We start from the raw sequence: 20,399 nt of genomic DNA on the forward strand, positions 1-20,399 counted from the left end.
GCTGGCGAAGCCTGCGTTCGGCTGCGCAGCAGTCGCAAATCCATTCTCCACGGTGGCTTGGAAAGATCGCGGGGTGTTTGGTTTTACGACTGCTTCGCAGCCGAACGCAGCCTTCGGCAGCTGCTACAGGTCAATGTGAAGCTGCTTCCGCAGGTTGAGCCTTTGGGGCCAACGTCATCCACCAATAAATCAATGCTACGGCATTGATGCCCGCACCCAGCCAACACACCCCAATCCATCCCGCCCAGGCGTACATCGCCGTCGAACCGATAGAACCCACGGCGCTGCCGATCGAATAGAACAGCATGTAGCCGGCGGTGAGTCGGCTTTGCGCTTCGGGGCGCACGCTGTAGATCATGCTCTGGCTGGTAACGTGAACGGCTTGCAGACCCAGATCCAGCGTAATCACCCCAAGCAGCAGCGCCCACAGCGAGGATTGGGTGAATCCGATGGGCAACCATGAGGCGAGCATCAGCAGCAACGACAGTCCACTGGTCCATTGACCCAAACCGCGATCAGCCAGATGCCCGGCGCGAGCGGCGGCCAGCGCACCGGCGGCTCCGGCCAGGCCGAACAGTCCGATTTCGGTGTGGGAAAGTGAAAGCGGCGGGGCACTCAGCGGCAACACCAAGGGTGTCCACAGCACCATGGCGCTGGCGAAGGTCAGCAGGGCGAGCATGGCCCGTTGACGCAATACCGGTTCTTCCTTGAACAGCGTGAATACCGAGCCGATCAACGCAACGTAAGCACTATTCGGTTGCGCATCTTCGTGCTTGGGCAGTACACGAAACCACAGCAACGCCATCACCAGGGTCAACCCGGCGGACAACAGATAAATCGAACGCCAACCGGCCAGATCGGCCATGCCGCCCGCCACCGTTCGTGCCAACAGAATGCCGACGACAATGCCGCTGGTGATCACGCCCACCACTCGTCCACGTTGCGCCGGGATGGCCAGGGTCGCGGCGTAGGCCACCAGGACTTGCGTCACGACCGCCAGTAACCCGGTCAGCGCCATGCCGAGCAACAGCCAGATGCTGTTCGAGGCAAACGTGATCATCAACAAAGCCAGGGCCGACAGCAGGGTTTGCGCGACGATCAGGCGTCGACGGTTGAGCAGATCCCCTAGCGGAACCAGCAACACAAGACCCACGCCATAACCGATCTGGGTAAGGGTGACGACGATACCGATGGTTGCCGGGTCCATGGCGAAGGCTTCGGCCATGGCATCGAGCAGCGGTTGTGCGTAATACACATTGCCGACGGCCAGGCCGCAGGCGACGGCAAACAGCAGCACCACTGCGCCGCTTAACGGGTGGTCAGGTTTCATCACAGCTTCCTTTTGTGGTTTCAAAATAAAACCAGTTGTACGGTAGGGAGTCTGGTTTTATATTGCAACCACATTTGTTGCCGGCGGACGCGGTCATGGTTAAACGTACAAGCATGGAAGGCGCCGAATGCCCGGTCGCCCGATCACTGGACGCGATTGGTGATTGGTGGTCGTTACTGATCGTGCGCGATGCGTTCGATGGCCTGCGGCGATTCGGTGAGTTCCAGCGCAATCTGGGCATGGCCAAAAACATTCTCTCGGCACGCCTGCGCACATTGGTGGCTCACGGGATTTTCGATCTGGTGCCTGCGTCGGACGGCAGCGCGTATCAGGAATACGTGCTGACGGAGAAGGGCAAGGGCCTGTTCCCGTTGATCATCGGGTTACGGCAGTGGGGCGAGGCGTTTTTCTTTGAGGCGGGGGAGGCGCATTCGCGGGTTGTCGATCGTGAGAACGGTCGACCGGTGCGGGCTCTGGAATTGCGTGCCGAGGATGGGCGCTTGTTGGGGCCGGAGGATTGTGTGCGGATTGCTGCCGAGTGAAACGTCAAAAGATCGCAGCCTTCGGTAGGAGCCTGCGATCTTTTGATTTTAAGGGTGATCAGCGCAAGGTATCGACCATGTCGGCGATGGTCGTCAGCACGTCCTTGCCCAACTGCTTCGAACGCTTGCCGGACCAGCCGGTCAGCGGGTTCGGTGCGTCGTTGTGGTCCTTAAAGGGCATTTCCAGGGTCAGCGACAGGCAGTCGAACTTCTGACCTACGCTGTTGCAGGCCAGGGTCATGTTGGCTTTGCCCGGCTCGTCGCGGGTGTAGCCGTATTTGGTCTGGAAGTCTTTGGTCTGACGTTTCAGATGACTGCGGAAATGCTCTTCGAGTTTTTCGATCCGTGGCGTATAGCCCGGGTTACCTTCGCAACCGGCGGTGAATACGTGGGGGATTTCTTCATCGCCATGGATGTCGAGGAACAGGTCGACGCCATACTTTTCCATCTGCTGCTGAACGAACAGCACTTCCGGGCTGAGTTCCTGAGTGGCGCTCTGCCAAGCGCGGTTCAGGTCCTGGCCCATGGCGTTGGTGCGTAAATGACCATGGAAGGCGCCGTCCGGGTTCATGTTTGGCACCAGGTACAGGTCGGCGCTGGCCAGGAGTTTTTTCAGCACCGGGTCGTCGTGTTTTTCCAGGCGCTCGATCACGCCTTCCATGAACCATTCGGCCATGTGCTCGCCGGGGTGTTGCTGGGCGATGATCCAGACCTTGCGTTGGCCTTCGGCCCCCGTGCCTTTGCGCAACAACTGGATGTCGCGACCTTCAACGCTCTTGCCGGTGGCCAGCAGTTCGGTGCCGGCTTTGGTCAGGGCCTGTTCGATCAGCCAGTCATGGCGGCCACGGCTGTAAGGTTCGAAATAGGCAAACCAGGCATGGGTGGCGGTGGCTTCAAGGCTGAAACGCAGGCAGTCGCCTTCGAAGATGGTCGGCACCCGGAACCAGTTGACGTGGTCATAGGACGCCACCGCCTGATAGCCATCCCAGGCTTTGTTGTACGAGGATTTGCTGGCGTTGTTCAGGCGAAACCAATGCTCCTGTCCGACGTGCAGACCGCTGGCCTTGAAGTGGAACCACTGGAAATGCTGGCTGCGAGTGTCTGGCTTGATCGCCAGCAGCGCTTGCAAAGGATTGCTGATGTCCAGCACTTCAATGTTGCCACTGTCGAAGTTCGCGTTGATGTCGAAAGAAGATCTAGCCACGGCCATAATCAATTCCTGAATATGATTTTTATGGCTGCTACTTTACACGCAAGGAAGGGATAAACCGGGGGAAATTGCGAGGGTGAAAATGGGGGGCGTCCTCCTTGACGCCGACGCAGCTTAGAGACTGTGCGAGTGATTCTCAAGTGCTATTTTGCGTTAGTTTGGCCCAATGCTACCGGGCCTCTCTTGCCAACAGATATTCTTTTGATATCATCCGCGGCAATCGAATTTGCAGCATCCACAGACTTCATTAGCCTGAAGCAAAAGCCAGAATAACTGGCAAAAAAAAGACCCGGCAAAAAGCCGGGTCAAAAACCGTGATTAGCCTGATGAGGAGATAGTCCAGGAGACCGACCTAAGGTCCCTTGGGCCATCGACTGATCTCGCGACCAGTTGATGCAATAATAATCATTATCATTTGCAAGTCAAATGTTTTTATCTGCTCGATTGGAAAATTTTCCTGTCCTCCTTCAAAGCGCTTCCTCCTCAAATGTTCTGATTGCCCTCCAGGGAGCGGTCGACCATCGCCTTGGCCATGTCGATCATGTGCACCGTCGAAAACGCCAGATCCCGGCTTGCGCCCTGCAGCTGGTTGGCTGACTCATGCGCGGTGGCGGCGGCACAGCGCAGCAGATCCGAAGCATGGACCAGTGCTTCTTCGCTGCTGATGTTACGGTTCACATCGAAGAAACGTTCTTCGCTGGCCTCTTCTGACACAGCTGGTTTCAAGTAATAGTCCAGCGCCCGCTGCGCGGCAGCAGAGCCTTTTGGCGAGTTGAGCGTGGTGTCGAATTGGGTGTCGGGCAGGGTAATGCTGGGGATGGTCATGACGATGGCAAGCTCCGTGATAGATTCAAATCCGTGAGCCCAGCTTAGTACGTACTGTATTTGTGTCTTTAATTTAAATACTACAATTTGTGTTTTGTTGGTCGGAGTACCCCACGTATCGTGCCGCACATGGATAAATGGATTGAATTGGTCAAGGCCAAAATGAGTGAACTCAAAGTCACTCAAGAGATACTCGCCGAGCGCATCGGAATGTCCCAGGGCGGCGTCGGCCATTGGCTGAATAAACGTCGTCAGCCCCGCATCCAAGAGATGAACCGTGTCTTGCAGGCGCTGGGAATGGACTATCTGGAAGTCGCGATGGTGATCAGGGAACCGCAGATCTCACAGGATGAGGAGATCTCTCTGACGCAAAAGTACAACCCGTACTTTCGCTACCCGGTCAGTGACTGGCGCGAAACCGGGGAGGTGCGCGACGGGGAGCTATCAACCTACGGCGCTTCATCGACTGTCAGCAAACCGCGCTTCGAGTTGTCCGATTACCACGCACAGGGCGCGGCGTTCTGGCTGGTGGTGGTCGGCGATGCGATGACCGCCCCCACGGGTGTGAGCATTGCCGCGGACATGTTGATTCTGGTGGACCCGGCCATCGTGCCGGAGCCTGGCAAACTGGTGATCGCCCAATGGCCCGGCAGCGCCGAGGCGGTTTTTCGCAAACTGATCGAAGAGGGCGGGCAGCGTTACCTGGTCCCGCTCAATCCGACCTATCCGAAAGCCCTTTACACTGAAGAATGTCGAATCATCGGCGTGGTGGTTCAGGCGACTGCCAAATTCTAATCAGATCGGTCCTCGCAGAGCGTAGGACCGATCTTCATTTCATGCGTGTTCCAACTCCACCAAAGCACTGCCTTCGCTGACCATCTCGCCTTCCTGGCAATACAACGCCTTGATAATCCCGGCGTGGGGCGCGCGAATGCTGTGCTCCATTTTCATCGCTTCCAGCACCACCAATTGCGCCCCGGCGTCGACCGTTTGCCCGGCCTCCACCAGCACTCGCACGATGCTGCCGTTCATGGGCGCGGTGAGTCCGCCCTGATGGCTGTGACTGGCTTCGACGGCACTGATCGGGTCATACGCTTCGATGCGGCGCAGCTCACCGTCCCATTGCAGATACAGCGTATCGCCACGGCGGATTGCCCGATGCTGGCGGCGCAAGCCGTTGTGTTCAGTCAGCAGGTATTCACCCTTGAGCTGGGCGGTATGAGCGTCGACATCGCCCAAGGTCAGCGCCCGGTCTTGCCCTTCGCAACTCAAATGCAGAGTGATTTCTGTTGGCAGTCCGGCACGGAATCCGTTGCCGATACCCCAAGGCGAACTCAGGTCATCAGCGCGGGTTGTGCTTGGCTGGCTCTGGGCAAATGCCTGCGCGGCCGCTTGCCAGAATTCATCGCTGAGGTCTGAAGGTACTGGCAGCAGTTGTTCCTGATAACGCGGAATGAACCCGGTATCCAGCTCGGCCGCGGCAAACGCCGGGTGGCCGATGATTCGGCGCAGGAAGTTGATGTTGGTCTTCAGTCCGCCAATGGCAAACTCGTCAAGCATGCTCAGCAAACGCAGCCGCGCCTGCTCACGGTCTTCGCCCCAGGCAATCAGCTTGCCGAGCATCGGGTCGTAGAACGGCGAAATCTCATCGCCTTCTTCGACGCCACTGTCCACGCGACGACCCGGCCCTTCTGCGGATTCGCGGTACAACGCCAGACGCCCGGTGGCCGGCAGAAAATCATTGCCCGGGTCTTCCGCATACAACCGCACTTCAATCGCATGGCCGATCAGCGGCACCTGATCTTGAGTCATTGGCAGCGCTTCACCGCGAGCCACGCGAATCTGCCAGGCCACCAGATCAAGGCCGGTGATGGCTTCGGTGACCGGGTGTTCGACTTGCAGGCGCGTGTTCATCTCCATGAAGAAGAACTCACCGCGCGCATCCAGCAAAAACTCGACGGTGCCGGCACCGACGTAACCGATGGCCTGTGCCGAGCGCACAGCGGCTTCACCCATCGCGCGACGCAGTTCCGGGCTCAGACCCGGAGCGGGGGCTTCTTCGACGACTTTCTGATGCCGACGCTGGATCGAGCAATCACGTTCGTTGAGGTACAGGCAATTGCCATGCTGGTCGGCGAATACCTGGATTTCCACGTGACGTGGTTTGAGCAGGTACTTCTCCACCAACATCCGCGAATCGCCGAACGACGACTGCGCTTCACGTTGTGCCGAGGCCAGGGCTTCGGCCAGTTGGCTGACCTCCTCGACCACTTTCATGCCTTTGCCGCCACCGCCCGCCGTGGCCTTGAGCAGCACCGGATAACCGATGCGTTCGCAGGCGTCGCGAAAGGTGTCGAGGTCTTGGGCTTCGCCGTGATAGCCGGGCACCAGCGGCACGCCGGCGGTTTCCATCAAGGCTTTGGCCGCGGACTTGCTGCCCATGGCGTCAATGGCCGAGGCGGGTGGGCCGAGGAAGATAAGGCCGGCCGCTTCGATTGCGCGAGCGAACCCGGCATTTTCCGAGAGAAAGCCATAACCGGGATGTATCGCCTGAGCGCCGCTGGCTTTCGCGGCGGCGATCAGTTTGTCGATTTGCAGGTAACTGTCGGCGGCTTTGCTGCCGCCCAGATCGACGCGTATATCCGCTTCTCGGCTGTGCCGGGCGTCACGGTCGGTGGCGCTGTGCACGGCCACGGTGGTCAGGCCCAGAGCCTTGGCGGTGCGCATCACTCGGCAAGCGATTTCGCCGCGGTTGGCCACCAGCAAGGTGGTGAGAACAGGTGCGCTCATCAACGCGGCTCCTTGAGGGTGGTTTCGGCTTGCCAGGTTGGCGAGCGTTTTTGCAGGAAGGCGCGCAGGCCTTCCTGGCCTTCGGGACTGACGCGAATTCGGGCGATGGCATTCTCGGTGTAGCGCCGCAGCGCCGGGGTCAGCGCACCATGGCCGACTTCACGCAGCAAATCCTTGCTGGCGCGCATGGCCGCCGGACTGTTGAGCAGCAGGTTGTCGATCCACTGATCGACTTTCTGCTCCAGCTCAGCCATCGGGTAGCTCTCCGACAACAAGCCGATTTCCCGAGCCCGTTGCCCGCCAAAACGTTCTGCGGTCAAGGCATAGCGCCGTGCTGCGCGCTCGCCGATGGCTTGCACCACGAACGGGCTGATGACCGCCGGCGCCAGGCCGATGCGCACTTCCGACAGGCAGAACTGCGCGTCGTCGGCACCGATGGCCATGTCGCAGCAACTGATCAGGCCCAGCGCGCCGCCATAGGCCGCGCCTTGCACCACCGCCACGGTCGGGATTTTCAGCTTGGCGAGGTTGTACATCAACTCCGCCAGTTCCCGGGCGTCGTCGAGGTTGGTGTGGTAATCGAGTTCGGCCGATTGCTGCATCCAGGCCAGATCGGCGCCGGCGCTGAAATGCTTGCCGCGTCCACGGATCAATAGAAAACGCAGACTGGCATCGCTCGACACTTTGTCCAGCGCGAGGATCAGTTCGCGGATCATTTCGGCGTTGAAGGCGTTGTTCTTTTCTTCACGGCTGAGCCACAAGGTCGCAAAACCCCTTGGATCGCTCAGCAGTTCGAGGGTGTTGAAGTCGCTCATATTCATCCGTCTCCACAACTCTATTCTGTAGGAGCGAGGCTTGCCCGCGAAGGAAGCGCCGCGGTGTACCTGTTGCACCGCGTCATGCCTGTTCGCGGGCAAGTCGGAACGCCGCCCGCTCGCTCCTACAAGGTCGGATCACATCCGGAACACGCCGAAGCGGCTCGGTTCGATTGGCGCGTTCAGCGACGCCGACAAGGCCAGGGCCAACACGTCGCGGGTCTGCGCCGGGTCGATGACACCGTCGTCCCACAGTCGAGCGCTGGAATAATAGGGATGCCCCTGTTCTTCGTACTGATCGAGAATCGGTTGCTTGATTTCGGCTTCCTGCTCGGCGCTGAAACCATGGCCACTGCGCTCGGCCTGCTCACGCTTGACCTGCACCAGCACGCCCGCCGCCTGTTCGGCCCCCATCACGCCAATCCGCGCGTTCGGCCACATCCACAGGAAGCGAGGATCGTAAGCCCGCCCGCACATGCCGTAGTTACCGGCGCCGAAGCTGCCGCCGATGATCACGGTGAATTTCGGCACCTTGGCGCACGCCACGGCCGTCACCAGTTTCGCGCCGTGCTTGGCGATGCCGCCGGCTTCGTACTTCTGGCCGACCATGAAGCCGGTGATGTTTTGCAGGAACAGCAACGGGATGCCGCGCTGGCAGGCCAGTTCGATGAAGTGCGCGCCTTTCTGCGCGGCTTCGGCGAACAGGATGCCATTATTGGCGAGGATCGCGATCGGGTAACCGTGCAGGTGGGCAAAACCGCAGACCAATGTCGTGCCGAACAATGCCTTGAACTCATCGAACACCGAGCCGTCCACCAGGCGCGCGATGACTTCGCGCACATCGAATGGTTGCTTGGCGTCCGCCGACACTACGCCGTACAACTCGTCGCTGCTGTACAGCGGCGCAATCGGTGTGCGTTGTTGCAGCTCACCGAGTTTGCGCCAATTGAGATTGGCGACGCTGCGTCGGGCCAAGGCGAGGGCGTGTTCATCGCTCTCGGCGTAATGGTCGGCGACGCCGGAAATCTTGCAGTGCACATCGGCCCCGCCGAGGTCTTCGGCGCTGACCACTTCGCCGGTCGCGGCTTTCACCAGCGGTGGGCCAGCGAGGAAAATCGTTGCCTGCTGACGAACCATGATCGCCTCGTCGGCCATCGCTGGTACATAAGCGCCACCGGCGGTGCAGGAGCCCATGACCACCGCAATCTGCGGAATGCCCATGGCGCTCATGTTGGCCTGATTGAAGAAGATTCGCCCGAAGTGTTCGCGGTCCGGGAACACTTCATCCTGACGCGGCAAGTTGGCGCCGCCGGAGTCCACCAGATAAATGCAGGGCAGGCGATTTTGCTGGGCGATGGTCTGCGCGCGCAGGTGTTTTTTCACGGTCAGCGGGTAATACGAGCCGCCTTTCACGGTGGCATCGTTGGCGACGATCATGCATTCGACGCCTTCCACCCGACCGATTCCGGCAATCACGCCAGCGGCGGGAACGTCTTCGCCATACACCGCGTAGGCCGCCAGTTGGCTTATTTCCAGAAACGGCGAGCCCGGATCGAGCAGGCGATTGATTCGTTCACGCGGCAGCAGTTTGCCTCGCGATGTGTGGCGTTCTTGAGCCTTCGGGCCGCCACCTTGCTGCACTTGCGCGAGCAGGGTGTGCAGGGCGTCGACCTGTTTGAGCATCGCCGCGCTGTTGGCCGCGAACTCCGCCGAACGGGGATTGAGCTGGGTATGCAGGATAGCCATGTGCAGCTCCGTTTAGCGGGTTTCGTTGAACAGTTCGCGACCGATCAGCATGCGACGGATCTCACTGGTGCCGGCGCCGATTTCGTACAGCTTGGCATCGCGCAGCAGACGACCAGCGGGGAATTCGTTGATGTAGCCGTTGCCGCCGAGAATCTGGATCGCGTCGAGGGCCATGCGGGTCGCGCATTCGGCGCTGTAGAGGATGACTCCGGCGGCGTCCTTGCGGGCGGTTTCGCCGCGCTCGCAGGCCAGGGCCACTGCATAAAGGTAGGCGCGGCTGGCGTTGAGTTGGGTGTACATATCGGCGACTTTGCCCTGGATCAGCTGGAATTCGCCGATGCTCTGGCCGAACTGTTTGCGGTCGTGGATGTACGGAACGATCAGGTCCATGCAGGCCTGCATGATTCCGGTTGGGCCACCGGAAAGTACCACGCGCTCGTAGTCGAGGCCGCTCATCAGCACTTTCACACCGCCGTTGAGCACGCCGAGGATGTTTTCTTCCGGCACTTCGACGTCATCAAAAAACAGCTCGCAGGTGTTCGAACCGCGCATGCCGAGCTTGTCGAATTTGTTGCTGCGGCTGAAGCCTTTCCAGTCGCGCTCGACGATGAAGGCGGTGATGCCGTGCGGGCCTTTTTCAAGATCGGTCTTGGCGTAGATCACGTAAGTGTTGGCGTCGGGGCCGTTGGTGATCCAGGTTTTGCTGCCGTTGAGCACGTAGTGATCGCCGCGTTTATCGGCACGCAGTTTCATCGACACCACATCGGAACCGGCATTCGGTTCGCTCATGGCCAGGGCACCGATGTGCTCGCCACTGATCAGCTTCGGCAGGTATTTGCTTTTCTGTTCGTGAGTGCCGTTGCGGTTGATCTGGTTGACGCAGAGGTTGGAATGGGCGCCGTAAGACAAAGCGACCGAGGCCGAACCACGGCTGATTTCTTCCATGGCGACGACGTGCGCCAAGTAGCCAAGGCCAGCACCGCCGTACTCTTCCGGCACGGTGATACCCAGCAAGCCCATGTCGCCGAATTTGCGCCACAGGTCGGCCGGGAACAGGTTGTCGATGTCGATCTGAGCAGCGCGCGGGGCGATCTCCTTGGCGACGAAGGACTGAACCTGATCGCGCAGCATGTCGATGGTTTCACCGAGGGCAAAGTTCAGGGATGGGTAGCTCATGGGGCACCTTTTGGCTTTTTTGTAGGGTGGGGAGGGCTGATTCGGCTCTCACCTTTACGTTAACGTAAGCCTGTGAAGAATGGCTGTCAATCACCCTTTACGTTAACGTCAACTTAGGTGATTCTGTAGGAGCTGAGCTTGCTCGCGATGAACGATGACGCGGTCCTGCAGCTAGACGCTGTGGCCTATCGCCGGCAAGTCGCATCGCCGCATCGCTCGCTCCTACAATAAAGACAATAGGGGTCGTCATGGATCAAGCCAGTGCAAGCCCGCAGCGCAGCTATACCCGTGGTTCCCAGGACAAAGCCTTGCTGGCGATGACCATCGGTCAGGCGTTTGATAACACGGTCGCGCAATACCCGAACGGGGAGGCGCTGGTCGTGCGCCATCAACAGCTGCGCTACACCTGGCAGCAGCTGTCAGAGGCCGTTGACCTGCACGCCAGAGCATTTTTGGCGCTGGGCTTGCAGACTGGTGACCGGCTCGGCATCTGGGCACCGAATTGTGCTCAGTGGTGCATCAGTCAGTTCGCCAGCGCGAAAATCGGCGTGATCCTGGTCAACATCAATCCGGCTTACCGCAGTTCCGAACTCGAATACGTGTTGAAACAGTCCGGTTGCCAATGGCTGGTCTGTGCCGGGGCGTTCAAGACTTCCGACTATCACGGCATACTGCAAGGATTGGTACCGGAATTGGCGGAGCAATCCATCGGCCAGTTGCAGAGCGAACGCCTGCCGGAACTTCGCGGGGTGATCAGCCTGGACGCGCAGCCGCCATCGGGTTTCCTGCCGTGGTCGCAGCTGACTGATCTGGCGGCCAGGGTGTCGGTCGAGCAACTGCGTGAACGTCAGGACAGTCTGCATTTCGATCAGGCGGTGAACATTCAGTACACCTCCGGCACCACCGGTTTCCCCAAGGGCGCGACCCTCAGCCACTACAACATTCTCAACAACGGTTACATGGTCGGCGAAAGCCTCGGACTGACGGCCAATGATCGGTTGGTGATTCCGGTGCCGCTGTATCACTGCTTCGGCATGGTTATGGGCAACCTCGGCTGTGTCACCCACGCCAGCACCATGATTTACCCCAACGACGCCTTCGATCCATTGCTGACGCTGAGCACCGTCGCCGAAGAAAAAGCCACCGCGCTTTACGGTGTGCCGACCATGTTCATCGCCATGCTCGATCAGCCCAAGCGCGCCGAGTTTGATTTGTCGAGCCTGCGCACCGGGATCATGGCCGGGGCGACCTGCCCGATCGAGGTGATGCGCCGGGTTATCAACGAAATGCACATGAGCGAAGTGCAGATTGCCTACGGCATGACGGAGACCAGCCCCGTGTCTTTGCAGACCGGTCCGTCAGACGAGCTGGAATTGCGCGTCACCACCGTTGGCCGAACCCAGCCGCAACTGGAAAGCAAAATCATCGACGAGGCGGGCAAACTGGTACCGCGCGGCACCATCGGTGAGCTGTGTACGCGAGGCTACAGCGTGATGCTCGGCTACTGGAATAACCCGCAAGGCACCGCCGAGGCTATCGATGAGGCGGGCTGGATGCACACCGGCGATCTGGCGAGCATGAACGACGAAGGCTACGTGTGCATCGCCGGGCGTAACAAGGACATGATCATCCGCGGCGGTGAGAATGTTTACCCAAGGGAGCTGGAAGAGTTCTTCTTCACCCACCCGGCGGTCGCCGACGTGCAGGTGATCGGCATTCCTTGCACCCGTTATGGCGAAGAGATCGTTGCCTGGATCAAATTCCACCCCGGCCACCGCGCCACCGAGCAGGAACTGCAAACCTGGTGCAAGGAGCGCATCGCACACTTCAAGACGCCGCGTTACTTCAAGTTCGTCGAGGAGTTTCCGATGACGGTGACGGGGAAGATCCAGAAGTTTCGGATGCGTGAGATCAGCATCGAGGAGTTGCGCATCAACAAGGCTAATGAATAACCCTGTGGGAGCGGGCTTGCCCGCGATGGCGTCAGACCAGTCGACATCAATGTTGAATGTTCCGGCCTCATCGCGGGCAAGCCCGCTCCCACAGGAGACCTGGAAACCCAAACGCCAGAAAGCACAAAGGGGAGCCGAAGCTCCCCTTTAATTTTGTCGTACGTGCTCTTTTTTTATTATTGAGGGGCGGTCTGTTGTTGTTTTTGGCAACCGTGGCCCTTTACCGCTGTTTTTGTCGATCCCCATCCGGGATCAAGAGCAAACGTATTTTTTTGAGCGCTGATCTACTTTTTCGCCAAGCGATCCAACCAGTTCGGGAGCTACCTGAAGGTAGTTTTATTGTTCTCTGCCCGGTTGCGGGTTACTTCGAAAAGCACCCTGAAAAGCACATCCTCTCCAAAAAAATCTGTTAGCTGCGTCTCTGCCGTGTTGTTCTTGTTATGTCAGAGTCGTTACGTCTTATTTTTATTGGTTTGCAGTTTTTATTCTTGTTATGCCATAGAGATAGCAGAAGCCGTGCCAACTTTTAAAAACCTTTTAAAATCAACGGTTTGAGTTTTTTGTAGGAATTTTCATCCGAGCCAAACCTGACAATTTGTTTCCGTGTTACTCGCTTCCGCCCACGTTTCTGCACACGCGGTAACACCCGGACACATCCACACTGTCACTGCGCGCTGCGGGCCTTGGCCACGCGCGAACCGGTAGGGCGCCCCAGCACCGCGCAAATCTGTTGGCCGGCCCGAATCAAGGCGTCCAGGTCGATTCCGGTCTCGATGCCCAGGCCGTTGAGCAGGTAAACCACGTCTTCGGTCGCGACATTTCCGCTGGCGCCCTTGGCGTACGGGCAGCCGCCGAGGCCGGCGATGGAGCTGTCAAACACCGCGATGCCTTCCAGCAGGCTGGCGTAGATGTTGGCCATGGCTTGGCCATAGGTATCGTGAAAGTGCCCGGCGAGTTTTTCACGTGGCACATCGGCCGACACCACTTCGAACATCTTGCGGGTCGCGCCGGCGGTGCCGGTGCCGATGGTGTCTCCCAGCGAAACCTCGTAACAGCCCATTGCATAGAGCTCACGAGCAACCCGGGCGACTTGTGCAGGTGCGATGTCACCTTCATAAGGGCAGCCCAGCACGCAGGACACGTAACCGCGCACGCTGACGCCGTGTTGTTTGGCGGCGTCCATGATCGGTACGAAGCGCTCCAGGCTCTCGCTGATCGAGCAATTGATGTTGCGCCGGGAAAACGATTCGGACGCTGCGGCGAATACGGCGACTTCCTTGACCCCGGCGGCGATGGCGTCTTCAAAGCCCCGCAGGTTGGGGGCGAGGGCGCCGTAGGTTACGCCGGGCTTGCGCTGGATCTGCGCGAAAACCTCGGCGGAGCCGGCCATTTGCGGCACCCATTTGGGCGAGACGAAACTGCCGACTTCTATATAGCCCAGGCCTGCGGCAGACAGTGCATCGACCAGTTGCACCTTGTCGGCAACGCTGATGGGCTGGGCTTCGTTTTGCAGACCGTCGCGGGGGCCGACTTCGACCAGGCGTACGTGGGTGGGTAGGGGCATGGCAATGGACCTGTTGAAATTGTATGAATGTTCACAGAACCCTGTAGGAGCTGAGCTTGCTCGCGAAAGCGTCAGGTCAGTCGACATCAATGTTGAAGGACATACCGCTTTCGCGAGCAAGCTCAGCTCCTACACGAGCTGCTGGCTCTTGATCGTCTGTTCCAGCGCCTGAGTACAGCGCTCTTCAGCCGTGTCGAGTTCCAGTTTCATCTGTTCGATATCCAACAGCTGCTGTTCGAGTTGTTCCCGACGTTCGGCGATTTTCGCCAGCATGCTGTGCAGTTGCTTGGTGTTACCGCTGGAGGGGTCGTAGAGTTCGATCAGCTCGCGGCATTCGGCCAGGGAAAAACCAATGCGCTTGCCCCGCAGGATCAGCTTAAGGCTGACCTTGTCACGGGGCGAATAAATGCGTTCCTGACCGCGACGCTCGGGGCTGAGCAGGCCTTGCTCTTCATAGAAGCGAATGGCCCGGGTGGTGATGTCGAGCTCGCGGGCGAGGTCGGAAATGCTATAGGTCTGGCTGCTCATGGAAGCGCTCGAAAAAGGTCATGGCGCTAAGCTAATGGCAGGTTGACGTTTACGTCAAGGGGCATGAATTTATGGTGCTGCTAATGGCCTCTTCGCGGGCAAGCCTCGCTCCTACAAGGTCGCGTCGAGCCAAATCGACACCAGACCCTGTAGGAGCGAGGCTTGCCCGCGAAGAACGATGACGCGGTCCAAAGCCCTACACCTTATCCAGCTTCTTCTCATGCGCCGTGACCTGCTGACACAACTCGATCATCTGCTCACGCATCCAGCGGTTGGCCGGGTCCTGGTCGGTGCTTTCGTGCCAGTAGAGGTGGGTTTCCACCGGCGGAACTTCTTTGACCGGCAGGTTCACCGAGTACAAGTCATGGCGACGGGCGAAGCGTTCCGGCACGGTCATGACCATGTCGGTCTGCTGCAGCACCTGTGACGCCATCAGGTAATGCTGGGAGCGCAGCGCGATCTTGCGCTGGATGCCCATTTTGCCCAGGGCCAGGTCGACATAACCCAGACCGCTGCGCCGGCTGGAAATATGGATGTGGGTCAGGGACAGATAATCGTCGAGGGTGAATTTGTCTTTGCCCGCCAACGGATGGCCCTTGCGCATGGCGCACACGTAACGGTCCTCCATCAACTTGACGTGACGCACCTGCGGGTCAGTGTTGAGCGGCGCATCCACGGCGAAATCGAGACGACCGGCGGCCAATTCCTTGGTGGTCTCGCGACGTTTGGACAGGAAGCTTTCGATGATCACCGTCGGCGCCAGGCGTCGCAGGCGCTGGAACAGCGGCGGCAGAATCACCGCTTCAGTGAGGTCAGTCATGCTGATGCGGTAGGTCTTGACCGCCTGCAACGGATTGAAAATACGACTTTCCTGCACCGACACCCGCAGCAAAGAGAGGGCGTTACGCACCGGGCCGATGATGTTTTGCGCCATCGGCGTGGGCACCATGCCTTGGGCGGTGCGCACGAAAAGCGGATCGTTGAAGGTCTCGCGCAGGCGGGCTAGAGCGTTTGAGACCGCTGGTTGAGTAATGCCGACAATCTGCCCGGCGCGAGTCAGGTTGGCTTCGGTATAGATCGCGTCGAAGACGATGAAAAGGTTGAGGTCGACCTTGCTCAGATTCATTGCGCTGCGCTCTCTGTTCTTGTTTTAGGAAGGTAGCTCGATCAGTCGATCATATATCGGTGATGAATGTTAATACACGCCGAGAATAGGCTAGGTAAATTATCAACGCTGTTCTAGCATCGATTGCATGACCTGAACAACCTCCCTTTAGAAGGTAGCTGCCCATGGATTTCGCTTATTCGCCCAAAGTGCAAGAACTGCGTGAGCGCGTGACCGCGTTCATGGACACCTACGTTTATCCCGCTGAAGCGGTGTTCGAACGCCAGGTCGCCGAGGGCGATCGCTGGCAGCCGACAGCGATCATGGAAGAACTCAAACTCAAGGCCAAAGCTGAAGGCCTGTGGAATTTGTTTCTGCCTGAATCCGAACTCGGCGCCGGCCTGACCAATCTCGAATATGCGCCATTGGCGGAAATCATGGGCCGCTCGCTGCTGGGTCCGGAACCGTTCAACTGCTCCGCGCCAGACACCGGCAACATGGAAGTGCTGGTGCGTTACGCCAATGAAGAACAGAAGCAGCGCTGGCTCGAACCGCTGTTGCGCGGCGAGATCCGCTCGGCGTTCGCCATGACCGAGCCGGACGTCGCCTCGTCCGACGCCACCAACATGGCCGCCCGCGCTGTGCGTGATGGCGACGAATGGGTGATCAACGGCAAGAAATGGTGGACCTCTGGCGCCTGTGATCCGCGTTGCAAGATTCTGATTTTCATGGGCCTGAGCAACCCGGATGCACCGCGCCATGCGCAGCACTCGATGATTCTGGTGCCGGTGGATGCCCCAGGCGTGAAGATTGTGCGTCCGCTGCCGGTGTTCGGTTACGACGACGCGCCTCATGGTCATGCCGAAGTGCTGTTCGAAAACGTCCGGGTGCCGTACGAAAACGTCCTGTTGGGTGAAGGACGCGGCTTCGAAATTGCTCAGGGTCGCCTCGGCCCAGGCCGGATTCACCACTGCATGCGTTCGATCGGTATGGCCGAGCGTGCGTTGGAGCTGATGTGCAAACGTGCGGTCAACCGCACTGCGTTCGGCAAACCCCTGGCGCGTCTGGGCGGTAACATCGACAAAATCGCCGACTCACGGATGGAGATCGACATGGCGCGCCTGCTGACGTTGAAAGCGGCGTACATGATGGACACCGTCGGCAACAAGGTGGCGAAGAGCGAAATCGCGCAGATCAAAGTCGTCGCGCCGAACGTGGCATTGCGGGTGATCGACCGGGCGATCCAGATCCATGGCGGGGCAGGGGTTTCAAACGATTTCCCGCTGGCCTACATGTACGCCATGCAACGCACCCTGCGCCTGGCCGACGGCCCGGACGAGGTGCACCGCGCGGCGATTGGCAAGTTCGAAATCGGCAAATATGTGCCTAAAGAGATGATGCGTAGCGGGCAGTAAGACCGCGTCATAGTTCTTCGCGGGCAAGCCTCGCTCCTACAGAAATTTACCGCCCCCTGTAGGAGCGAGGCTTGCCCGCGAAGGCGTCGGCCCATTCAACCCATCAACATCAGATTCAATACACCCAAACCTCAACTCGCCGATTCTTGATCCGCCCTTCATCCGCGCTGTTGGCCGCCACCGGCATCTCGGCGCCGAAACCGCGAATCTCGCGAAACACCACGCCGCTTTTCACCAGTTCTCGCCGCACCGCCATGGCCCGCAGTTTCGACAGCAGGTCAGCCCGCGCCGGGTCGCTCTTGGCGTCGCCAAACCCTACCAGCGTCACCTGCCGATTGGTTTTGTCGTGTTGCTTTATATAGTCGAGCACCCGCGACAGGTCCTGTCGGGCCTTGTTGTCCAGCGTCGCGCTGCCTTCTTCGAAGCGAAAGTTCACCGTCAGCCGCTGGGCATGACGGCTGAGTGCCTGATAGCCCTCGGGCATCAATGCATTCGGCGTGACCGCCATGGCCTGAACGGTCTGAGCGATAAAACCATTGGCCGCGACGATCGCCTGGCCTTTGCTGCTTTGGGCAAACTTCACCAAGGCCTTGGCCCAGGGATTTTTCCCATTTGGCGGCAGGTAAAAAAACAGCCGACGGGACAGCGGGTAATCTTCCGTCGCGATCAGGCTATTGAGCGGCAGCATGGCCTGGGAGTCGCCATCGACAATGGCCACGGCTTTGGCCTGGCGCACATAAGGCAAACCGATGAAGCCGATGGCTTGCGGGTCCAGACTGACCGCGTCGGACAATTGTTCGCTGGATTCGAAGCGTTTCGCGTTGCCGCTCAGGGTTTTCCCACGCGGGCTGAGGACCAGTTCCTTGAACGTGTCATAGGTGCCCGATTGATCATCCCGCGCATAGAGATGAATCGTCCCACCGGTGCCGCCGAGTTCTTCCCACGTTTTCGCTTCGCCGCTGAAGATTCGCGCCAGTTGTACGGTGTTGAGTTGCTTCAGCGGATTGTGCGGATGAAGGATGATTGCCAGCCCGTCGATGGCGATGACTTGCTCGGCAATCGGGCTTTTCAGATCGCCCAGCGGCTCAAGATCCAGCCGTTCGCTGTCCTTGATCGGGCGCGATGAGGCCGCGAGATCGGCAGAGGCGATTTTCAGGGCTTTGAAGCCGGTGCTGGAGCCGTGGGCTGCGACCTCCACTTCGACTCGGCGTCCCTGAACGGTTTCGCCGACGATGCGTTGTTCGTTGGCTTTGTCCGGGGCTTCGCGATGAACCTTGAGCAGGCCCTGTTCACGCATCAACCCCTCGACCAGCGCCGGGCCCAATGCCGCGCCAATGGTATTGGAGCCCTGGATGCGCAGCACCGGGCCACGTTCGGGCGTGGGCAAATCGCTGGCCGACACCGTCAACGACAACACGGCGCCGAGCAGCAACAGAAACAACACGCGCAGCGTCATGCCGGCACCTTATAAGCCTGGGAAAGTGCCGGGAGAATAAGTCAGTAAGGTTTCTGAACGATGACAGTGATCGTTCCCACGCTCTGCGTGGGAACGCCGCCGGGGACGCTCCGCGTTCCGCTCTTGAATGTGACGCAGAGCGTCACGGGATGCATTCCCACGCAGATCGTGGGAACGATCAGCAAAACCGGATCAGCTCAGCTCAAGCCAGATCGGTGCGTGATCGGACGGCTTTTCCATCGCGCGAAGATCGTAATCCACGCCGGCATCCTTCACTCGCGGCAACAACCCATGGGACGCCATGATCAGATCGATCCGCAGCCCACGCTTGGGCTCATCCTCAAACCCGCGGCTACGGTAATCGAACCAACTGAAACGGTCGGAGATGTCCGGGTTCAGGTGACGGAAGCTGTCCACCAAGCCCCAATTCTTCAGGCGGGCCATCCATTCGCGTTCTTCGGGCAGGAAGCTGCATTTGCCGGTTTTCAGCCAGCGTTTCATGTTGTCCGGGCCGATACCGATGTCGCAGTCTTCCGGGGAAATGTTCACATCGCCCATCACCACAATCGGCTGATCGTTGCTGAACTGGCTTTCCAGCAACTGCTGCAAATCGCTGTAGAAACGTTCCTTGGCCGGGAATTTTGTGGGGTGATCGCGGCTTTCGCCCTGTGGGAAATAGCCGTTCATGATGGTTACCGGCACGCCATTGGCGTCGGCAAAAGTGCCCCAGATGAAGCGCCGCTGGGCGTCTTCTTCGTCAGTGGTGAAACCTTTGTACAACGCAATCGGTTCCTGGCGCGAGAGCAGGGCGACGCCGTAATGACTCTTTTGCCCGTGGTAATACACGTGATAACCCAGCGCCTGAACTTCGGCCAGAGGGAATTGGTCGTCGTGAACCTTGGTTTCCTGCAGCCCGATCACGTCCGGTTGATGTTTCTCAATCAGCGCCGCCAGCTGATGCGGGCGAGCGCGCAGCCCGTTGATGTTGAAGGAGACGATCTTCATGGTCGGCAGTCCTGGCAAAAGTGCGATGCTAGCTGACATGTAGGAATGGGGCCAGCCTTGGGGTGAGGGGATTCGTTGTGTTCTGTCAGAGATGTGTTGGCAGATCGGGCCTCTTCGCGGGCAAGCCTCGCTCTTGTAGGAGCGAGGCTTGCCCGCGAAGGCGTCTGCCCAGTCGATGAAGATCCTGGCTTGGTCTATACCTGTGTGGGGAACTGTGAAGCCACCCAAAGGCTCGTACCAATAAGAACGCGGCCTTCTGAGCCGCGCCCAGGGGAGATTTACCGTTATGCCCGAAACCTCGACCGTCATTGCCGATATTCACATGCTCGACAGCGGCTATTCCCGCGAAGCACGCTCCTTGTTGTACCAGGCATACCGGCACGAGCCGACGTTCGGCTATCTATTCGAAGCCGAACGCCCTGGTTATGAACAACGGGTAAGGGCGACGGTGCGCGAACTGGTCAAGCAACACTTTCTTCAGGATTTGCCGGCCATCGGCCTGCTGGTCAACGATCGCTTGATCGGCATCGCCCTGATCGCACCGCCGCAACGCCGCCTGGGCATCACCGAAAGCTGGGCCTGGCGCCTGCGGATGGTGCTCAGCACCGGGTTTCGTTGCACCCGACGCTACCTCGATTACCACGCCGCCGTAATGGCGTGCGTGCCGTCCGATTCGGTACACGTGTTGCCATTACTGGGGGTTCATCCGCAATTCCAGGGCAAGCACTTCGGCGAACAATTACTGCAAGCGGTCCATAACTGGTGCGCGGTCGATGAGCACTCACAGGGCGTGATCCTCGACACCGGAAACCCTCGTTATCTGGAGTTCTATAAGCGTCAGGGCTATGAGGAAATCGGCGAAGTGGCGGTAGGACCGATTCTTGAACACGTGTTTTTCCACGCTAATCCGCAAGTGTTGCAAACGGCAACGGCGTAGCAG

Annotated in this window: 17 protein-coding genes; 5 read left to right on the forward strand and 12 right to left on the reverse strand. The window is 59.2% G+C overall.

The genetic code is table 11. The features are described 5' to 3' along the window. Positions 1 to 130: 130 nt before the first annotated feature. A complete protein-coding gene (locus tag NHU87_RS00805; RefSeq protein ID WP_253544830.1) occupies positions 131 to 1,330 on the reverse strand; it encodes an MFS transporter in 1,200 nt (399 codons plus the stop codon). A 95-nt stretch (positions 1,331 to 1,425) separates the two neighbouring features. Between NHU87_RS00805 and NHU87_RS00810 the strand changes: the two genes are divergently transcribed. After that, the gene (locus NHU87_RS00810) at positions 1,426 to 1,872 is read left to right on the forward strand and encodes a winged helix-turn-helix transcriptional regulator (RefSeq protein WP_038983663.1); all 447 of its coding nucleotides are present in this window, start codon (positions 1,426 to 1,428) and stop codon (positions 1,870 to 1,872) included. A 58-nt stretch (positions 1,873 to 1,930) separates the two neighbouring features. Here NHU87_RS00810 and NHU87_RS00815 read toward each other — a convergent pair whose 3' ends face one another. Both NHU87_RS00815 and NHU87_RS00820 read right to left on the reverse strand, forming a co-directional pair. Beyond that, on the reverse strand, positions 1,931 to 3,082 hold the full coding sequence (locus tag NHU87_RS00815) for a M14 family metallopeptidase (protein WP_253544831.1): 1,152 nt from the start codon (positions 3,080 to 3,082) through the stop codon (positions 1,931 to 1,933). 483 nt (positions 3,083 to 3,565) lie between these two features. Then, entirely contained in the window at positions 3,566 to 3,907 is a 342-nt protein-coding gene (locus NHU87_RS00820; RefSeq protein ID WP_253544832.1) for a DUF6124 family protein, read from the reverse strand. Positions 3,908 to 4,036: 129 nt separating this feature from the next. Here NHU87_RS00820 and NHU87_RS00825 point away from each other — a divergent pair, with 129 nt between their 5' ends. Further along, positions 4,037 to 4,702 (forward strand): LexA family protein, encoded by a 666-nt coding sequence (locus NHU87_RS00825; protein ID WP_253544833.1) that lies wholly within the window; start codon positions 4,037 to 4,039, stop codon positions 4,700 to 4,702. 39 nt (positions 4,703 to 4,741) lie between these two features. Here NHU87_RS00825 and NHU87_RS00830 read toward each other — a convergent pair whose 3' ends face one another. The 4 genes from NHU87_RS00830 to NHU87_RS00845 all read right to left on the reverse strand — a co-directional run bounded on the left by NHU87_RS00830 (position 4,742) and on the right by NHU87_RS00845 (position 10,434). After that, the gene (locus NHU87_RS00830; protein WP_253544834.1) at positions 4,742 to 6,697 is read right to left on the reverse strand and encodes an acetyl/propionyl/methylcrotonyl-CoA carboxylase subunit alpha; all 1,956 of its coding nucleotides are present in this window, start codon (positions 6,695 to 6,697) and stop codon (positions 4,742 to 4,744) included. Continuing rightward, the gene (locus NHU87_RS00835; RefSeq protein ID WP_007904070.1) at positions 6,697 to 7,512 is read right to left on the reverse strand and encodes a gamma-carboxygeranoyl-CoA hydratase; all 816 of its coding nucleotides are present in this window, start codon (positions 7,510 to 7,512) and stop codon (positions 6,697 to 6,699) included. The genes NHU87_RS00830 and NHU87_RS00835 overlap by 1 nt, the downstream gene beginning before the upstream one ends. 138 nt (positions 7,513 to 7,650) lie before the next feature. Next, the gene (locus NHU87_RS00840) at positions 7,651 to 9,258 is read right to left on the reverse strand and encodes a carboxyl transferase domain-containing protein (RefSeq protein WP_008014290.1); all 1,608 of its coding nucleotides are present in this window, start codon (positions 9,256 to 9,258) and stop codon (positions 7,651 to 7,653) included. Positions 9,259 to 9,270: 12 nt separating this feature from the next. Beyond that, entirely contained in the window at positions 9,271 to 10,434 is a 1,164-nt protein-coding gene (locus tag NHU87_RS00845; protein WP_253544835.1) for an isovaleryl-CoA dehydrogenase, read from the reverse strand. A 248-nt stretch (positions 10,435 to 10,682) separates the two neighbouring features. On the opposite strand from NHU87_RS00845, the gene NHU87_RS00850 reads away from it, so the two are divergent. Next, a complete protein-coding gene (locus NHU87_RS00850; RefSeq protein WP_253544836.1) occupies positions 10,683 to 12,386 on the forward strand; it encodes an AMP-binding protein in 1,704 nt (567 codons plus the stop codon). 664 nt (positions 12,387 to 13,050) lie between these two features. Here NHU87_RS00850 and NHU87_RS00855 read toward each other — a convergent pair. From NHU87_RS00855 to NHU87_RS00865, 3 genes are all read right to left on the reverse strand, one after another. Beyond that, positions 13,051 to 13,950, reverse strand: coding sequence for a hydroxymethylglutaryl-CoA lyase (locus NHU87_RS00855; RefSeq protein ID WP_253544837.1), 900 nt, complete (start codon positions 13,948 to 13,950; stop codon positions 13,051 to 13,053). Between the two features lie 129 nt (positions 13,951 to 14,079). Continuing rightward, a complete protein-coding gene (locus NHU87_RS00860; protein ID WP_007904077.1) occupies positions 14,080 to 14,478 on the reverse strand; it encodes a MerR family transcriptional regulator in 399 nt (132 codons plus the stop codon). Between the two features lie 196 nt (positions 14,479 to 14,674). Further along, positions 14,675 to 15,604 (reverse strand): LysR family transcriptional regulator, encoded by a 930-nt coding sequence (locus NHU87_RS00865; RefSeq protein WP_030130891.1) that lies wholly within the window; start codon positions 15,602 to 15,604, stop codon positions 14,675 to 14,677. 164 nt (positions 15,605 to 15,768) lie between these two features. Between NHU87_RS00865 and NHU87_RS00870 the strand changes: the two genes are divergently transcribed. After that, entirely contained in the window at positions 15,769 to 16,998 is a 1,230-nt protein-coding gene (locus tag NHU87_RS00870) for an acyl-CoA dehydrogenase (protein ID WP_095053146.1), read from the forward strand. 115 nt (positions 16,999 to 17,113) lie between these two features. On the opposite strand, the gene NHU87_RS00875 is transcribed toward NHU87_RS00870, so the two are convergent. Together NHU87_RS00875 and xthA are read right to left on the reverse strand one after the other, a co-directional pair. Then, positions 17,114 to 18,454, reverse strand: a complete 1,341-nt coding sequence (locus tag NHU87_RS00875) for a substrate-binding domain-containing protein (RefSeq protein WP_253544838.1) — start codon at positions 18,452 to 18,454, stop codon at positions 17,114 to 17,116. A gap of 192 nt (positions 18,455 to 18,646) precedes the next feature. Then, on the reverse strand, positions 18,647 to 19,459 hold the full coding sequence (xthA, locus tag NHU87_RS00880) for an exodeoxyribonuclease III (RefSeq protein ID WP_253544839.1): 813 nt from the start codon (positions 19,457 to 19,459) through the stop codon (positions 18,647 to 18,649). A gap of 286 nt (positions 19,460 to 19,745) precedes the next feature. Between xthA and NHU87_RS00885 the strand changes: the two genes are divergently transcribed. Continuing rightward, the gene (locus NHU87_RS00885; protein ID WP_123721999.1) at positions 19,746 to 20,396 is read left to right on the forward strand and encodes a GNAT family N-acetyltransferase; all 651 of its coding nucleotides are present in this window, start codon (positions 19,746 to 19,748) and stop codon (positions 20,394 to 20,396) included. Positions 20,397 to 20,399: the final 3 nt, after the last annotated feature.

This window comes from Pseudomonas mandelii, assembly GCF_024138395.1.
GTDB lineage: Bacteria > Pseudomonadota > Gammaproteobacteria > Pseudomonadales > Pseudomonadaceae > Aquipseudomonas > Aquipseudomonas mandelii_E.

Bases quoted from the DNA above. Each gene is read 5' to 3' on its own strand.
- NHU87_RS00835 (WP_007904070.1), bottom strand. From the start codon at position 7,512: ATGAGCGACTTCAACACCCTCGAACTGCTGAGCGATCCAAGGGGTTTT.
- NHU87_RS00855 (WP_253544837.1), bottom strand. From the start codon at position 13,950: ATGCCCCTACCCACCCACGTACGCCTGGTCGAAGTCGGCCCCCGCGAC.
- NHU87_RS00865 (WP_030130891.1), bottom strand. From the start codon at position 15,604: ATGAATCTGAGCAAGGTCGACCTCAACCTTTTCATCGTCTTCGACGCG.
- NHU87_RS00840 (WP_008014290.1), bottom strand. From the start codon at position 9,258: ATGGCTATCCTGCATACCCAGCTCAATCCCCGTTCGGCGGAGTTCGCG.
- NHU87_RS00875 (WP_253544838.1), bottom strand. From the start codon at position 18,454: ATGACGCTGCGCGTGTTGTTTCTGTTGCTGCTCGGCGCCGTGTTGTCG.
- NHU87_RS00810 (WP_038983663.1), top strand. From the start codon at position 1,426: ATGGTTAAACGTACAAGCATGGAAGGCGCCGAATGCCCGGTCGCCCGA.
- NHU87_RS00830 (WP_253544834.1), bottom strand. From the start codon at position 6,697: ATGAGCGCACCTGTTCTCACCACCTTGCTGGTGGCCAACCGCGGCGAA.
- NHU87_RS00850 (WP_253544836.1), top strand. From the start codon at position 10,683: ATGGATCAAGCCAGTGCAAGCCCGCAGCGCAGCTATACCCGTGGTTCC.
- xthA (WP_253544839.1), bottom strand. From the start codon at position 19,459: ATGAAGATCGTCTCCTTCAACATCAACGGGCTGCGCGCTCGCCCGCAT.
- NHU87_RS00825 (WP_253544833.1), top strand. From the start codon at position 4,037: ATGGATAAATGGATTGAATTGGTCAAGGCCAAAATGAGTGAACTCAAA.
- NHU87_RS00805 (WP_253544830.1), bottom strand. From the start codon at position 1,330: ATGAAACCTGACCACCCGTTAAGCGGCGCAGTGGTGCTGCTGTTTGCC.
- NHU87_RS00845 (WP_253544835.1), bottom strand. From the start codon at position 10,434: ATGAGCTACCCATCCCTGAACTTTGCCCTCGGTGAAACCATCGACATG.
- NHU87_RS00885 (WP_123721999.1), top strand. From the start codon at position 19,746: ATGCCCGAAACCTCGACCGTCATTGCCGATATTCACATGCTCGACAGC.
- NHU87_RS00860 (WP_007904077.1), bottom strand. From the start codon at position 14,478: ATGAGCAGCCAGACCTATAGCATTTCCGACCTCGCCCGCGAGCTCGAC.
- NHU87_RS00820 (WP_253544832.1), bottom strand. From the start codon at position 3,907: ATGACCATCCCCAGCATTACCCTGCCCGACACCCAATTCGACACCACG.
- NHU87_RS00815 (WP_253544831.1), bottom strand. From the start codon at position 3,082: ATGGCCGTGGCTAGATCTTCTTTCGACATCAACGCGAACTTCGACAGT.
- NHU87_RS00870 (WP_095053146.1), top strand. From the start codon at position 15,769: ATGGATTTCGCTTATTCGCCCAAAGTGCAAGAACTGCGTGAGCGCGTG.